Raw genomic sequence first — 15,515 nt, 5'->3', positions numbered from 1 at the left:
GCCGTGGCACTGCTCGTCCTGGGCGCCATGCTGGCCGGCTGCGCGCCCGGCTTCCGCCGCGACCTGGGGGACCGTCTGCCCACCCTGTGGAGCCGCATCCAGCCCGCCGACGTGCCGGTGCTGCTGCAGGACGGCGGCGCCCGCCCGATCGCGGCGCGCCGGCGCACCATCGGCGAGGTGTTCGACAGCTACAACCTGATCCTCGCCAACCCCACCAGCCTGCCCGGTGAGAACCGGCTGAGCCTGGACGTGGAATGGGTGCCGGACAGCATCTTCGGCGCCATGACCCGGCCCGACCGGCCCTATCCCGTGCCGCTCTACACCGAGGAACGGCTGCTGAAGACGCTGAGGCGGGAATTTCCGGACATGGAGCCGGCCATCGGCGACACGGTGCGCCGCAACCGCTACGGCGACTACGACTTCGCGATCGCCCGCAACGAGACGTCGGCCTGCGTGCTGGCGTGGCAGCTCATCGACGACCGCGAGCGCATCCTGCCGGAGACGCTGGCCGCGATCCGGCTGGAATGGCGGGTCTGCGGCAGCGGCCGTTCGGTGGAGGCGCTGCTCCGCCCCTTCGAGGGGCTGATCCTCACCGTGGCCCCGGACATACTGGAAGCCGAACCGGTGGCCCGGCCGTCCCTGGCGATCCCGTACGAGCCCGCCACCCCCCGCCGCCCGCCGCCCGCCGCGACCGCAAGACCGCTGCCGCGCGAGACGATGGACGAGTTCGAGGGCAACAGCACCGCGCCGCCCGCCGCGACGGCAAGGCCGTTGCCGCGCGAGACGATGAACGAGTTCGAGGGCAACAGCACCGGCACGGGCACCGGCAACAGCCCGCGCGTGATCCCGCCCCTGGTCCTCGGCACCCCGCCGTGACCGGTCCCACCGTCGGAGCGCACCCATGGATCTGTCGCTGCTGACGGCCGCCACCCTGGCCGCCGCCGCCTACACCCTGACCCCCGGTCCGGCCTTCCTGGCGCTGCTCGGCATCGGTGCCGCACAGGGGCGCATGGCCGGGGCGGCGTTCCTGTGCGGGCATTTCGCGGGCGACGTGGTGTGGGCCTTCCTGGCGCTTGTCGCCATCGTCGGGGCCAAGACCATCGGCACGCTGGTGTTCGACCTGCTGGGGCTGGTGTGCGGCGCCTATCTGTTCTGGATCGGCTGGACGGCACTGCGCGCCCGCCCGGCGGCGGACGGCAGCGTCGACACCGCCGTGCGCCGCCCGCTGCTGCGCGGCCTCGCCTTCGGCCTGACCAACCCCAAGGGCTATCCGGTGGCGGTCGCCATGTTCACGGCGTTGCTGGCCGCCGACTCCGGCTCGCTGTCCTGGGACAGTCTGCCCTGGCTGCTGGCCGCGTCGGCCTGCGGCTTCGTCGTGGCCGACCTGCTGCTGATCCTGGTCGTCGGCGCCGCCCCGGTGCGCCGCCTCTACCGCCGGCACGCGCTGCTGATCACCCGCGCGTCGGGCCTGCTGTTCATCGGCTTCGCCCTGCACGCCATCGCGCACGCCGTGCCGGGTCTGGCGGCCCGGCGGGGGTAGGGAGGGCCGCATGCCGACCTCGACGACGATTCTGGCCTTCGCCCTGGTGGCCCTCGGCATGGTCCTGACACCGGGACCCAACATGGTCTATCTGGTGTCCCGCTCGATCTGCCAGAATCGAAGGGCGGGGTTGATCTCGCTGGGCGGCGTGGCGCTGGGCTTCGTGGTCTACATGCTGTGCTCCGCCCTCGGCATCACGGCGCTGGTGTTCGCGGTGCCCTACGCCTACGACGCCCTGCGCATCGCCGGGGCCGTCTATCTCTTCTATCTGGCGTGGCAGGCCGTGAGGCCCGGAGGACGCTCTCCGTTCCAGGTCCGCGACCTTCCTGTCGACAGCCCGCGCACTCTGTTCGCGATGGGGTTCCTGACCAATCTGCTCAATCCCAAGATCGCGATGCTCTACCTGTCGCTGCTGCCGCAGTTCATCGATCCGGCGCGCGGCGATGTGCTGACCCAATCGCTGGTTCTCGGCTCCGTGCAGATCGGTGTGAGCGTGACGGTCAACGCCCTGCTGGTGGTGGCGGCCGGCTCCATCGCCCTGTTCCTGGCCCGCCGCCCCACATGGCTGGCCGTGCAGCGCTGGATCATGGCGACCGTCCTGGCCGGGCTCGCCATCCGCATGGCGACGGACGCGCGCCGGTAGGGCCTGCCTGGAAAACGCGGGGAGATGTTTGCTGCCCCAGGCCGGAATCGAGCCGGCACGCCCTTTCGGGCAGCCGATTTCGGGTCGCCGACGAACGGTCCGGCCGGGTTTGCCAGCCGGGAACCGGGCGGGCTTCCACCTTGCTCGGTCGACCCGGCATGTGGCGCACCATCGCCACGGGCTCACCCATCCCCAACGCCGGTGCCGCCGGACCGAGCGCCAGAAGCGCGCGGCGCGGATCCGCGTCACGGGCACCGCATTCGAGGATCAGGAAGCCGACCCGTGACACCGGCTTGCGCGACAGCCGCGCCCCCTCGATCCGGCCGGGATCGGGTCGTGTCCCGCCCGGATGGCGTCGGGGTGGCTGCTGGTCCTGAGGGAGCGATTGATGTGGGTCCGGCCCAGAACCGCCTGGAGGTCGGCCGGAAGGTGGGTTCGGAATTGCCACACGGCTCCCCGCAGCCACAGCCCCATGGGACGCCGCTTGGGCGACAGGGATGTGCGACACCCCGGACAGGCTGAAACGGCGGCTTTTGAAGGGAATGGAGGCGATTCGGCCGACGCCGTGTGCGACAGGGCGGTGTCACACCGCAGGGAATTCCGCCGCTTCAGGGCGAATTCCTGTGTCGCATCACTGTCTTGAGGAGGATTGGTGGAGCCGAGGAGGATCGAACTCCCGACCTACGCATTGCGAACGCGTCGCTCTCCCAGCTGAGCTACGGCCCCACGCACCGTCACCGGCGTGGCGGGGATATAGGTCATCTCCCGCCACCCTGTCAAGCGTCCTTGCGCGCGGAAAACGCCGGCCTCAAATGTTCACCAACTTCATGCCCGCCTCGGGGTAGCGGGTGCCGGTGACCGAGCCGGGGGCGAAGAGGGTGTCGAGACGGGCCAGTATGTCGGGCGCCAGAACCACCGACACGGCCCCCACATTGTCGGCCAGGTACTTGCGGCGCTTGGTGCCGGGGATGGGCACGATGCCCCGACCCTGGTGCAGCACCCAGGCGATGCAGAGCTGGGCGGGGGTGCAGCCGACCTCGGCGGCCACGTCCCGCACGGCGTCGGCGAGCCGGCGGTTGGCGGCGAGAGCCTCGCCCTGGAAGCGCGGGTTCAGGCGGCGGAAGTCGCGTTCCGGCAGATCCTCGGTGCCGGTCACCGCCCCCGTCAGGAAGCCGCGGCCGAGCGGCGAATAGGCGACGAAGCCCACCCCCAGCTCGCGGCACACCGGCAGCACGTCGGTTTCGTGGTCGCGGGTCCACAGCGAGTATTCGGACTGCACCGCGGTGATGGGGTGGACGGCGTGAGCCCGGCGCAGCGTCTCGCCGCGCACCTCCGACAGGCCGATGTGCCGGATCTTGCCGGCGGTCACCAGCTCGGCCATGGCGCCGACCGTGTCCTCCACCGGCGTGGCGGGGTTGATGCGGTGGCAATAGTAGAGGTCGATCACGTCGACCCCCAGCCGCTTCAGCGACGCCTCCACCGCCGTGCGCATGTAGGCGGGGGAGCTGTCGATGATGCGGACGTAGCTGTCCACGGGCGCGTCGTCCGGCCGGCGGATGGCGAACTTCGTGGCGACCGTCACCCGGTCGCGCCGGCCCTTCAGGAAGCGGCCGAGCAGTTCCTCGTTGTGGCCGCTGCCGTACATGTCGGCGGTGTCGAGCAGGGTGATGCCATGCTCCTCCACCGCCGCTTCCAGCGTGGCGAGTGATTCGGCGTCGTCGCGGGTGCCGTAGAATTCCGACATGCCCATGCAGCCGAGCCCGATGGCCGAGACCGTCAGCCCCGACGTTCCCAGGGTCCGCTGTTCCATGCTACCCTCCCCCGATGGAGAAATGTAAACTGCACGGTGTAGTGTAAGTGGGCGGCGACGGCGCGTCAACGGGAACGGAAGGCTGGAGTCCGCCTCCCAAGCGGGGGGACCGCAAGCGGGCGGACATCGTCGCCGCGGCCGAGCGGCAGTTCCTGGAGTGCGGCTATGGCGCCGCCAGCATGGACCGTATCGCCGCCGACGCCGGTGCCTCCAAGCGCACCGTCTACAACCACTTCCCGTCCAAGGAGGATCTGTTCCGCGCGGTGGTGGAGGGTCTCTACCGCGAGCTGCTCGGCGCGGCGCCGCCGCCCGCCGGTGGCATCGACCCGGCCGAGGCGCTGACTGCCTTCGCCACCGGGCTGCTGGCCCACACCGGCAACCCGCGGCTCCAGGCCCTGATCCGGCTGGTGATCGCCGAGAACCCGCGCTTCCCGGAGTTGACCGCCATCTATTCCCGCACCGGCAAGGAGCCGGCGGTCGCCCGCCTGTCCGAATGGCTGGCGGGTGAGGCGGCGGCCGGACGCCTGCGCATCGAGCAACCGACCATCGCCGCCATCCAGTTCCTGGGCTGCCTGAAGGAGGCGCTGTTCTGGCCGCGCCTGCTGGGCATCGCCCCCGCCCTGCCGGCCGATACGGTGGTGCGGGAGGCGGTGGCCACCTTCCTCGCCCGCCATGCCCCTGCTGACGGAGACACGCCATGACCATCCGCCGCCCGCCCGCCTCCGCCGCCGGATCGCTCGCCGGCTTCGCCCCCTGGGTGAAGGAGCCGGGTGCGGGTGAGGAGGGGGTGTGGGTCTATCTGCGGCCGGTCGGACTGCTGCCGGTGGAGGCTTGGGCCAAGGGGGCGGCGGTGCCGCTGGCCGGCGGGCGCTTCGCCTTCGCGCAGGTGGAGCTGATCGTGCGGCAGGGAGAGCGGATCGAGCGCGCCTTCGCCCCCCTGGCCGAGGCCATGGCCTGGGGGCTGGAGCGCTCACGCGCCGTGGCCGCGGCGGTGGACCGGCAACTCGCCGCGCTCACCCGCGCCCGCGCGTCCTTCGCCGGGGTGGCGCTGGACCGGCCGCGCATCATGGGGGTGGTGAACGTCACCCCCGACAGCTTCTCCGACGGCGGCGACTTCCTGGACCCCGCCGCCGCCATCGCGCAGGGCCGCGCCCTGCGCGATGCCGGGGCCGAGTTCCTGGACATCGGCGGCGAGTCCACCCGCCCCGGCGCCGCCCCCGTCCCGCCGGAGGAGGAGGAGGCGCGCATCCTTCCCGTCATCCGGGCGCTGGCGGGGGAGGGGGCCGTGGTCTCGGTGGACACCCGCCATGCCCGCGTCATGCGCGCCGCCGTCGCCGCCGGGGCCGCCGTGGTCAACGACATCAGCGGCCTGACCGGCGATCCCGGCTCGCTCCGCGCGGTGGCGGAGACGGGGGCGCCGGTGGTGCTGATGCACATGCTGGGCGAGCCCGGCACCATGCAACAGGACCCCCGCTATGTGGATGCGGCGCTGGACGTGTATGACTGGCTGGAGGAGCGGGTGGCCGCCTGCACCGCCGCCGGCATCCCGCTGGAGCGGATCTGCGTGGATTTCGGCATCGGCTTCGGCAAGACCGTGGCCCATAACCTGACCATCCTGCGCCACACCGCGCTGTACCACGCGCTGGGCTGCGCCGTGCTGGTCGGCGTGTCGCGCAAGAGCTTCGTCGGCCGCCTGTCGCGCGGCGAACCGCCGAAGCAGCGCGTCCCCGGCTCGCTCGCCGCCGGGCTGGAAGGGTGGAACCAGGGCGCGCAGATCCTGCGCGTCCACGACGTGGCGGAGACCGCGCAGGCGCGCGCGCTGTGGGAAGGGTTGCATCCCGGGCGTTAGGCGGGGCCGGATGTTACGGCCAAGCCGCGGGTTGCCCGATCCGGGCAAAGCGGCCTCGGCGATCCGCGCCAGGACCCGCGATCCCGTGCGGACAATCTGCGACACGGCAACGGCCCCGCATTGCATTTTGCGACACAGTTTGCAGCGGAGCGGGGGCGTCCTGCCGTGATGGCTCCGCCGTGACCGCGTGACGGTGGTTCCGACGCACCGTATGCGTGCGTCTTCCGGAGCTCCCGGGGGGGGCGTGCGACCCAGGGTATGCGTATTTTGCCGGATCTTGCGCTCCAGTCTCGTCCCCGGCCGAAACGGCGGCCGTCTGGGTGCGACGGCCATGTCTTGGCACATAGTTTGCTTGAATCATTTTGCTCAAGAGGTCGGTGCTATTTTGTCGCAGGATCAATGGTTGCGAATAAATCTACAGTACATTCGCAGCTAATGAAACATGGCCAACAACCTGACCGAAGAATGGTGAATATTGCCACCGGTATGTGCGCTGACCGGCGGTCGATCGGACGGAGAAGGGGAGAATTATGTCGTTTCTTCGAAACATGAAAATCAGTCGCAAGATCGCCGGGGGGTTTATCGCGGTTCTCGTTCTTCTGGCGGTGATGGCGGGTGTGGTTCTCGTCGGGCAGAGCCGCACGTCCGAGACCGTGGAGCGGTTCGACAACCTGATGACCAACGCGCTGCGTGTGTCGTCGATCGAGAACGACATGACCGACATCCGGCGTCTCGTCCGCATCGTCCTGAACAGCGGCGACGCCGAGTCGGTGGCCCGCATCAAGCAACTCGACGGCAAGATCAAAACCGATCTCGCCAAGGCCGCCGAGGTGGCATACGATCCGGAGCGCCGGGCGAACCTCCAAAGAATCACCGCCCTCGTCGCCGAGTACATGCTCAGCGTCGACCGCGTGGTCGAGGCGCTCAACACCCGCAACACCCTGTACAACGGAAAGCAGATGCCGTTGGGGACCAGGGCCCGGCAGGCGCTGAGCGGGCTGATGTCCACCTTGATGGACAGCGGCGAGCTTGCCACCGCGGCGCGCGTCGGCGTTGCGCAGGAGAAGCTGCTGCTGGCGCGGCTCAGCGGGGCCAGGTTCCTGGACACCGCCGCACCCGCCGATGCGGAGGCGATGCGCAGCGAGCTGGCGGCCTTCACCGAAGCCATGAAGGAACTGCGGAACTCCATTCTGTCGCAGCGTCACACCAGGGTGTTCGACGAGGTCGAGGCGACGATGGCCGAATACGGCAGGGCCTTCGAGGAGGTGGTCAAGGCGGTGATCACGGCGGACGATCTGGTAAACAAGGTCATGCTGGCGAAGGCGCGGGAGTTGTCGTCCCTCATCGAATCCACGCTGGAATCCCAGGATGAAGCTGCGGAGAACTACCGCGATGTGCTGTTCGGGGTGCTGGAGCAGGTGACGAACACCACCATCATCCTCGCCGTCGCCGCCATGCTGTTCGGCGCGCTGGTGGCCTTCGTGATCACCCGTGGCATCGTGGGGCCGGTCACGGCCATGACCGGGGCCATGGGCCGGCTGGCCGGCGGCGACCTGTCGGCCGACATCCCGGCGCTTGGCCAGCGCGACGAGATCGGCCGGATGGCCGAGGCGGTGGCGGTGTTCAAGGATGCCGCGATCGAGAACTGCCGGCTTGTGGCGGAGCAGGAGCGCCTGAAGGAGGAGGCGGAGCGCGAGAAGCGGCGCGTGATGAACGAGCTGGCCAACAATTTCGAGGCCGGGATGAAGACCGTGGTGCAGACGGTGTCGGCGACGGCCGCCCAGCTCCAATCCAACGCCCAGAGCATGTCGGCCATCGCCGAGGAAACGTCGCGCCAGTCCACCGCGGTCGCCGCTTCCACCGAGCAAGCCTCGGCCAACGTGCAGACCGTTGCCTCCGCCTCGGAAGAACTGGCCGCCTCGATCTCCGAGATCAGCCGCCAGGTGTCCGACGCCGCCACCATCTCCAAGAGCGCGATGAGCGAGGCGGAGCAGACCAACGCCCGCATCGAGGCGCTGGCCTCCGCCGCCCAGCGGATCGGCGACGTGGTCGGGCTGATCCAGAGCATCGCCAGCCAGACCAACCTGCTGGCGCTGAACGCCACCATCGAGGCCGCGCGCGCCGGGGAGGCCGGCAAGGGCTTCGCCGTCGTCGCCAGCGAGGTCAAGCAGCTCGCCAACCAGACCGGCCGGGCCACCGAGGACATCGCGGTCCAGGTGGCGGAAATCCAGCAGCAGACCAACGGCGCGGTCGATGCCATCCGCGGCATCGGGCGGACCATTGGCCGGCTGAGCGAGATATCCAACAACATCGCGTCGGCGGTCGAGGAGCAGGCGGCCGCGACCAAGGAGATCGGCCGCAACGTGCAGCAGGCCGCCCAGGGGACGCAGGAGGTGTCGAACAGCATCGTCGGCGTCAGCAAGGCGGCGGAGGAGGCGGGGACCGCATCCTCCCAGGTGCTTACGGCCGCCGACCAGATGGCCGGCGAGGCCGGCCGGCTGAAGCACGAGGTCGAGACCTTCGTGGCGCGCGTGCGCGCCGCCTGAACCGGAGGCGCCCCCCGGCCGGACCGCCGGTGGGCGCCTACAGCATCCGTTGCAGGAAGGCCAGATCCAGCCAGCGCCCGAACTTCCAGCCCACCTCCTTGAACAGCCCCACCGGTTCGAAGCCGAACTTGCGGTGCAGGCGCAGGCTGGCCTCGTTGGTGGCGTCGATGCCGGCGACCATGGTGTGCAAGCCCTTGGCGCGGGCGAGATCGAGCAGCGGCGGGATCAGGGCGCTGCCCACCCCCTGGCCGCGGCGGTCGGGGGCGATGTAGACGCTGTTCTCCACCGTGTGCAGATAGGCGGGCCAGGGGCGGAAGGGGCCGAAGCTGGCGAAGCCGGCGACCGCGCCGCCGATCTCCGCCACGATCACCGGCAGGCACTGCTCCCGCTTCGCGGCGAACCAGCGCGCCTGCGCCTCGGCGTTGCGCGGCTCGTAGTCGTAGACGGCGGTGGTGTTGACGACGGCGTCGTTGTAGATGGCGAGGATCGCGTCGAGATCCTGGTCCTCGGCGTTGCGTATAAGCGTCATAGCACGTCCGGAGTCCGGTGGGGCGGGCGGGATGCCCAGGTTAGGCGCTGTGATCCTTCCGTGCCAGCGCGAACGGACGCATTGACCGTGCGGCGCGTGCGCGGTCAAGACATGTTCCCTGTGTCTGGAATTGCGCTATTGTGCGCCCCACTGGTCCCCGAGGAGACAGCATGACGCGACACCTGTTCGGCACCGACGGCATCCGCGGCACCGCCAACATCGAGCCGATGACGGCCGAGACGGCTTTGCGCGTCGCGATGGCGACGGCGCTGCAGTTCCGCCGCGGCGACCACCGCCACCGGGTCGTGATCGGCAAGGACACCCGTCTGTCCGGCTATCTGCTGGAGCCGGCGCTGACCGCGGGCTTCATCTCCATGGGCATGGACGTGGTGCTGCTGGGCCCGCTGCCGACCCCGGCCATCGCCATGCTCACCCGCTCGCTGCGCGCCGACATGGGCGTGATGATCTCCGCCTCCCACAACCCGTACCAGGACAACGGCATCAAGCTGTTCGGCCCGGACGGCTACAAGCTGTCGGACGAGGTGGAGGCCGCCATCGAGGCGCGCATCCGCGAGCCGTTCGACGCCGACCTCGCGGCGTCGGCCGACCTCGGCCGCGCCAGCCGGCTGGAGGACGCGACCGGCCGCTACATCGAGTATGTGAAGAACACCTTCCCCCGCGGGCTGCGCCTGGACGGCATGCGCATCGTCGTCGATTGCGCCCATGGTGCCGCCTACAAGGTGGCGCCCAAGGTTCTGTACGAGCTGGGGGCGGACGTGATCCCGGTCGGCGTGGCGCCGGACGGTCTGAACATCAACAAGGGCTGCGGCGCCACCAACACGGCGATGCTGCAAGAGCAGGTGATCTTCCACAACGCCGACCTCGGCATCGCGCTGGACGGCGACGCCGACCGGCTGATCCTGGTGGACGAGCGCGGCCGGCCCATCGACGGCGACCAGCTCATGGGCCTCGTCGCCGGCTCCTGGGCCAAGGGGCAGTCGTTGAAGGGCGGCGGCGTGGTCGCCACCGTCATGTCGAACCTGGGGCTGGAGCGGCTGCTGACCGGCATGGGGCTGCACCTGCACCGCACCCCCGTCGGCGACCGCTATGTGGTCGAGCGCATGCGCGAGCACGGCTACAATGTGGGCGGGGAGCAGTCCGGCCACATCGTGCTGTCCGATTATTCCACCACCGGCGACGGGCTGATCGCGGCGCTGCAGGTGCTGGCGGTCGTGCAGACCACCGGCAAGCCGGCCAGCGAGGTCTGCCGGGTGTTCGACCCGGTGCCGCAGAAGCTGACCAACGTGCGCTTCGCCGCCGGCACCAAGCCGCTGGAGATGGCCGAGGTGACCCAGGCCATCGCCGAGGGTGAGGCGCGGCTCAACGGCTCCGGCCGCATCCTCATCCGCAAGTCCGGCACGGAGCCGGTCATCCGCGTGATGGCGGAGGGCGACGACGAGGGGCTGGTCAACCAGGTCGTCGGCGACATCGCCGAGGCGATCCGGCGCAGCGCCGACGCCCCCGCGGTGGCGGCCGAATAGGCGGCCGAAAAGCAAGAGGAACGAGGGTTCGATGCAGGGACGCGTGCTGATCGTTGCGGGCTCCGACTCCGGGGGCGGGGCCGGCATCCAGGCCGACATCAAGGCGGTCAGCGCGCTCGGCGGCTATGCGGCGACGGCCATCGCCGCGCTGACCGCCCAGAACACGCTGGGCGTCCACGGCATCGTCCCCGTCGATCCCGCCTTCGTCGCCTTGCAGATGAAGGTGGTGCTGGACGACATCGGCGCCGACTGCATCAAGATCGGCATGCTCGGCAACGCCGCCGTCATCGAGGCGGTGGCGTTCGAGTACGAGGCGCAGGCGGTCAACATCCCGCTGGTGGTCGATCCGGTGATGGTCGCGAAGAGCGGTCATTTCCTGCTCGACCCCGACGCGGTGGTGACGCTGCGCAAGCGGCTGCTGCCGCACGCCCACATCGTCACCCCCAACGTGCCCGAGGCGGAGGCGCTGACCGACGTCCAGATCCGCGACCTCGACGGCATGCGCCACGCCGCCGACCTCATCCGCTCCTTCGGCCCGCGCGCCGTGCTGATGAAGGGCGGCCATATGGAGGATGACGGCGTGGTGCGCGACCTGCTGGTGACCGAGGACGGGGAAGAGATCTTCGAGGGCCCCCGCGTGCACACCCCGCACACCCACGGCACCGGCTGCACGCTGGCCTCGGCCATCGCCGCCGGTCTGGCGCAGGCGCTGAGCGTCCGCGACGCGGTGGCCCGCGCGCGCGCCTATGTGGAGCGGGCCATCCTGACGGCCCCCGGCATCGGGCACGGCCACGGGCCGCTCAACCACATGCACACGGTGAAGCCGTTCCCATAAGGACGGGGGGCTTGGCCGATCGGTCCTGCCCACTTGCGGCGCTCCGCCACCGCCAAGGCCATGACAGGGGCGGATTGGGGGAGGAAGGCCATTGACGTCTTCAGCGCTCGCGACACCGGCCGAGTTCCTCGACTTCGTCCTGACGACGATGTATCGCCGGATGCACGACCGGCCGTCGGACAATTTCGACCCGACCTACCCGCCGCCCGGGGTTTGGCAGGAACTGCAGTTCAACGTCGATGTCCATAAGAATTATCTGATGTTTTTCATCAGGAATCACGAGGGACTGTTCCACACCTGGAGATGCCTGGATGACGAGTATTCGAAGCAGCTCTTCATCGGTCTGATCCTGTTCCGGCTGCTGGGCCATCTGCATGTCCGCCTGCCGATCGATGGCGAGCGGTTCCGCACGCTGCGGGCGGACTGCCAGACACTGCCCTCCCGGCCGTCGCCGCTCGCCGACACCCTCGGGAACGCCTTGATCGAGCGGTTTTCCGTTCCCGTCACGGCACCCGCCATCGAGGTCGACTGCTGGCGGGCGAACGTCTTCTATTCCTTTTACATGCGGCAATATCATCTGGACCGCGACGGCGCCCGCGTGGCACCGGAGCCGGGGGATCACGCGGTCGATGCCGGCGCCTGTTTCGGCGACACCGCTTTGGCGTTTGCCCATGCCGTCGGAAACAGCGGCCGCGTCTATGCCTTCGACCCGATGCAGGACCATGCGCTCGTGATCCGGCACAACATCGCGCTCAACCCGCCCTTCGGGAACATCGCCCTGTTCCAGACCGGGCTTGCCGACACCGACTGCGACGCCGACGCGGGCCGGCTGCCCCGCGGCGTGGACGCGGGGTTCTCGGTGCGGAAGCACGCGGGGGACGTGCCGCTGCGCCGGCTCGACCGGCTGGTGGAGGAAGGCGCGGTCGAACGGGTCGACTTCCTGAAGATGGACATCGAAGGGGCCGAACTCGCCGCACTCCGCGGCGCCGAGGCGTGCATCCGGCGGTTCCGCCCGAAGCTGGCCATTTCCCTCTATCACACCCCCGAGGACTATGTTGCCATTCCCGCATTCATCCGGAACCTGGATCTCGGTTACCGGATGCATCTGGAAAACTACACGATCAGCAGCGGTGAAACGGTTCTGTACGCCATCGCCCGGTGACCGCCTGTCATGAAATCGAAAAGCAATGTTGCTACCATGCGGAGACATCGAGTCGATCAGGCTGTTTCGGGACGGACCCACCTGAGAGTGAAGACAATCTTCCCATGTGTGGGCCGGCAATGATGGATGCGATGAATTCCCCCTGGATTGCGGCATCATCCATAGAACCACCGCTGGCTTGGGAACGGATCCTCGACAGCCTCCGCCATGAATTCCTGCCGATCGTCAAGATGCGCACCGGCCGTGTGCATGGGGTGGAGGCCGTGCTCGGCGGGTTCGAGCACACCCCCTTCGCCGACACGCTCGACCTCTTCGAAGCGGCCGATGCCGAGGACTGCCTGGCCGCGGTCCAGGCGGCGGTGCACCGAAAAGCGGTCGCCGCCTGTCGCCGTGAGGGCGTGCCACCGGTCGGCCGGCTCTTCCTGAATGTCGACATCCGGGCGCTGGAACCGTTGCCGTTGCCCTGGCCGGGGGGCAATCCCGTGGCGGGGCCCGGCATCGTCCTGGAGATCGCGCAACGGCTCGGGGTGCCGGCGGCCGGTCGCCGAGCCGCCGATGTCGAGTCCATGATCCGGCGGCTGCGCGACGGCGGCTTCGGAGTCGGGCTCGACGATTTCGGCTCCGGATCCGCCGGGCCGCGGCTGCTGTACGAGGCGCAGCCGGATTATGTGAAGATCGACGCCTTCTTCATCGCCGGCATCGACCGCGACCTGCGCAAGCGGGCGATCGTGCACGCGCTGATCGGCTACGCGCACACGCTGGGCGTCCTCGTCGTGGCGCAGGGCGTGACGGTGGCGGCCGAGTTCTACCTACTGCGCGACCTCGGCTGCGACTTCGCCCAGGGCGACGCGGTCGGTCCGCCGGTCCGCGACGTGACGGAAATCGGCGAGACGGCGCCGCTGGTGGAGGCGCTGAACCGGCAGGACCGCCGCAAGCCGCGCGACCAGGGGCGGCTGACCGAGGTGATCGAACGGCTGGAGCCGCTGCCGTCCGACTCGCCCAAGGCGCGGCTGCTCGATTATTTCCGCGTCCACGACGCCCAGTCGATCGCGCCGGTGGTGAACGCCGAGCACAGGCCGATCGGGCTGGTGCGCGAGCGCGACCTCAAGCGCTTCGTCTATTCGCGCTTCGGCAACGAGCTGCTGCGCAACCGCGGGCTGGGGAACACGCTGGGCCGGCTCATCGTCGCCACCCCGGTCTGCGACATCGCCACCCCGCTGGACCAGGTGGTCGAGGCCTTCTCGTCGGAGGAGGCGAGCGACGGCATCATCATCGTGGAGGGCGGCGAGTATGCCGGCTTCCTCAGCCCGGCGGCGCTGCTCCGCCTCGTGCACGAGCGCAACATCACCATCGCCAAGGACCAGAACCCGCTGACCCTGCTGCCCGGCAACGCCGCCATCGTCCGCCACATCGAAGAGGCGCTGGCCGATCAGGCGCGGTTCCACCTGCTGGTCTATCTCGACTTCGACAATTTCAAGCCCTTCAACGACCATTACGGCTTCCGCCAGGGCGACCGCGCCATCCTGATGTTCGCCGAGCGGCTGAAGACGCTGGCGGCGACCGGCGACGCCTTCGCCGGCCACATCGGCGGCGACGACTTCTTCCTGGCCCTGCACGGCGGCGGCGAGCCGCAGGCGGTGGTGCTTGTGCGGGAGCTTCTGGAGCAGTTCCGCTCCGACGCGGAGAGCCTGTACGACGCGGCGGCGCGGGAGCAGGGCGGCATCGTGGCGAAGGACCGCTACGGCAACCTGCGGCTGCATCCGATGCTGACGGTCAGCGGCGTGGCCATCGCCGTCGCCGAAGGGCCGCACGGCCTCAACCCCGACCTCCTCAACGCCGCCATCGCCGCGCGCAAGGGCGAGGCGAAGTCGCGGCCGGACAAGCTCTGCGTGGCGCGGATCACGCCGCCCTGACGCGGCGGGCGCCCGCCTCCAGCCCCAGCGCCGTCAGCCCGGCCACCAGCCCCCAGAAGGCCGAGCCGATGCCGAGGAAGGAGGCGCCGGACGCGGTGACGGCGAAGGTCAGCACCGCCGCCAGCCGGTCGCGCTCCACCGCCAGGGCACCGGAGAGGGCGCCGGACAGGGCGCCCACCAGCGCCATGCCCGCGACGGTGGCGATCAGCGCCACCGGCAGGGCGGCGAACAGCGTCACCAGCGAGGCGCCGAAGGCGGCCAGCACCACGTAGCAGACGGCGTAGGCGACGCCGACCGTCCAGCGTCTGGACGCGTCGGGGTGGGTGTCGGGGCCGGTGCAGATGGCGGCGGTGATGGCGGCGAGGTTGGTGGTGTGGGCGCCGAACGGGGCCGACAGCACCGAGCACAGGCCGCTCACCGCCAGGATCGAGCGGGTCGGCGGCGTGTAGCCGGCCGCCCGCAGCACGGCGAAGCCCGGCAGGTTCTGCGACGCCATGGTCACGAGGTAGAGCGGCACGCCCAGCCCCAGCAGGATCGACGGCTCGAAGCTGGGATGGACGAGCACGACGGTGGACAGGCTGGCGTCCAGCGGGATGGAGCCCATCAGCCCCAGCCCGAGCGCCAGCGGCACCCCGGCCCCCAGCACCGCCAGCGCCGCCGCCGAGGGGCTGGCCAGCCGCACCAGCAGGAACAGGGCGACCAGCGGCAGCACCAGCTTTGGCTGCGCCTGCGCGTGCTCGAACACCGCCACCACGAAGCGCAGCAGCACGCCGGCCAGCATGGCGGCGGCGATGGAGCCTGGGATGCGCGCCACCGCGTCGCCCAGCGGGCGGAAGGCCGCCGTCGCCACGATCAGCGCGCCGGCCAGCAGGAAGGCGCCGGTCGCCGCCTCCATCCCGATCCCGACGGCCGACGAGGCGATCAGCGCCGCCCCCGGTGTCGACCACGCCGCGATGATGGGGATGCGGTGGCGGACGCTGAGGATGGCGCTGATCGCCGCGGTGGCCAGGCAGATGGCGGTCACCCAGGACGCCGTCTGGGCGGTGTCCGCCCCCACGGCGTGGGCCGCCGACACGATCAGCGCCAGCGTGCCGCCGAACCCCACCAGCGTCGCCACCACCGCCGACGCCACCACCGAGAAGCGCAT

Annotated in this window: 14 protein-coding genes and 1 tRNA gene; 10 read left to right on the top strand and 5 right to left on the bottom strand. The window is 70.0% G+C overall.

Annotated features, from left to right (window positions below; all coding sequences use genetic code 11):
- Positions 1 to 3: 3 nt before the first annotated feature.
- From bcsN to HL658_RS13580, 3 genes are read left to right on the top strand one after another with little or no spacing between them, the layout of a single operon-like run.
- Positions 4 to 876: a cellulose biosynthesis protein BcsN gene (bcsN, locus tag HL658_RS13590; RefSeq protein ID WP_180282498.1), complete on the top strand. Its 873-nt coding sequence runs from the start codon at positions 4 to 6 to the stop codon at positions 874 to 876.
- Between the two features lie 25 nt (positions 877 to 901).
- Positions 902 to 1,540: a LysE family translocator gene (locus HL658_RS13585; protein WP_180282497.1), complete on the top strand. Its 639-nt coding sequence runs from the start codon at positions 902 to 904 to the stop codon at positions 1,538 to 1,540.
- Between the two features lie 10 nt (positions 1,541 to 1,550).
- Positions 1,551 to 2,183: a LysE family translocator gene (locus HL658_RS13580; RefSeq protein WP_180282496.1), complete on the top strand. Its 633-nt coding sequence runs from the start codon at positions 1,551 to 1,553 to the stop codon at positions 2,181 to 2,183.
- Between the two features lie 267 nt (positions 2,184 to 2,450).
- On the opposite strand, the gene HL658_RS38170 is transcribed toward HL658_RS13580, so the two are convergent.
- From HL658_RS38170 to HL658_RS13570, 3 genes are all read right to left on the bottom strand, one after another.
- Complete coding sequence (locus HL658_RS38170; RefSeq protein WP_425485335.1) at positions 2,451 to 2,657, bottom strand: DUF6538 domain-containing protein; 207 nt, start codon at positions 2,655 to 2,657, stop codon at positions 2,451 to 2,453.
- 176 nt (positions 2,658 to 2,833) lie between these two features.
- Positions 2,834 to 2,909: transfer RNA gene (locus HL658_RS13575), tRNA-Ala, on the bottom strand.
- Between the two features lie 82 nt (positions 2,910 to 2,991).
- Positions 2,992 to 3,993 (bottom strand): aldo/keto reductase, encoded by a 1,002-nt coding sequence (locus HL658_RS13570; RefSeq protein ID WP_180282495.1) that lies wholly within the window; start codon positions 3,991 to 3,993, stop codon positions 2,992 to 2,994.
- 47 nt (positions 3,994 to 4,040) lie between these two features.
- Between HL658_RS13570 and HL658_RS13565 the strand changes: the two genes are divergently transcribed.
- The 3 genes from HL658_RS13565 (at position 4,041) to HL658_RS13550 (ending at position 8,388) form a co-directional block, all read left to right on the top strand.
- Positions 4,041 to 4,694 carry a TetR/AcrR family transcriptional regulator C-terminal domain-containing protein gene (locus tag HL658_RS13565; protein WP_180282494.1) on the top strand — a complete coding sequence of 218 codons (654 nt, stop codon included), beginning with the start codon at positions 4,041 to 4,043 and terminating at the stop codon, positions 4,692 to 4,694.
- Positions 4,691 to 5,842: a dihydropteroate synthase gene (folP, locus tag HL658_RS13560; protein WP_180282493.1), complete on the top strand. Its 1,152-nt coding sequence runs from the start codon at positions 4,691 to 4,693 to the stop codon at positions 5,840 to 5,842. The genes HL658_RS13565 and folP overlap by 4 nt, the downstream gene beginning before the upstream one ends.
- A 548-nt stretch (positions 5,843 to 6,390) precedes the next feature.
- The gene (locus HL658_RS13550) at positions 6,391 to 8,388 is read left to right on the top strand and encodes a HAMP domain-containing methyl-accepting chemotaxis protein (RefSeq protein ID WP_246337593.1); all 1,998 of its coding nucleotides are present in this window, start codon (positions 6,391 to 6,393) and stop codon (positions 8,386 to 8,388) included.
- Between the two features lie 37 nt (positions 8,389 to 8,425).
- Here HL658_RS13550 and HL658_RS13545 read toward each other — a convergent pair whose 3' ends face one another.
- Positions 8,426 to 8,917: a GNAT family N-acetyltransferase gene (locus tag HL658_RS13545; protein WP_180282492.1), complete on the bottom strand. Its 492-nt coding sequence runs from the start codon at positions 8,915 to 8,917 to the stop codon at positions 8,426 to 8,428.
- 170 nt (positions 8,918 to 9,087) lie between these two features.
- Here HL658_RS13545 and glmM point away from each other — a divergent pair, with 170 nt between their 5' ends.
- The 4 genes from glmM (at position 9,088) to HL658_RS13525 (ending at position 14,368) form a co-directional block, all read left to right on the top strand.
- Positions 9,088 to 10,458, top strand: a complete 1,371-nt coding sequence (glmM, locus tag HL658_RS13540) for a phosphoglucosamine mutase (protein WP_180282491.1) — start codon at positions 9,088 to 9,090, stop codon at positions 10,456 to 10,458.
- Between the two features lie 31 nt (positions 10,459 to 10,489).
- Positions 10,490 to 11,293: a bifunctional hydroxymethylpyrimidine kinase/phosphomethylpyrimidine kinase gene (gene thiD / locus HL658_RS13535; RefSeq protein WP_180282490.1), complete on the top strand. Its 804-nt coding sequence runs from the start codon at positions 10,490 to 10,492 to the stop codon at positions 11,291 to 11,293.
- Positions 11,294 to 11,384: 91 nt separating this feature from the next.
- Positions 11,385 to 12,455, top strand: coding sequence for an FkbM family methyltransferase (locus HL658_RS13530; protein ID WP_180282489.1), 1,071 nt, complete (start codon positions 11,385 to 11,387; stop codon positions 12,453 to 12,455).
- A gap of 131 nt (positions 12,456 to 12,586) precedes the next feature.
- The gene (locus tag HL658_RS13525; RefSeq protein ID WP_246337592.1) at positions 12,587 to 14,368 is read left to right on the top strand and encodes a GGDEF domain-containing protein; all 1,782 of its coding nucleotides are present in this window, start codon (positions 12,587 to 12,589) and stop codon (positions 14,366 to 14,368) included.
- Here HL658_RS13525 and HL658_RS13520 read toward each other — a convergent pair.
- Positions 14,355 to 15,515 carry a benzoate/H(+) symporter BenE family transporter gene (locus HL658_RS13520; protein WP_180282488.1) on the bottom strand — a complete coding sequence of 387 codons (1,161 nt, stop codon included), beginning with the start codon at positions 15,513 to 15,515 and terminating at the stop codon, positions 14,355 to 14,357. The genes HL658_RS13525 and HL658_RS13520 overlap by 14 nt on opposite strands.

Source organism: Azospirillum oleiclasticum (assembly GCF_013423485.1).
Lineage (GTDB): Bacteria > Pseudomonadota > Alphaproteobacteria > Azospirillales > Azospirillaceae > Azospirillum > Azospirillum oleiclasticum.
This window is presented reverse-complemented; position numbering and strand designations above follow the sequence as displayed.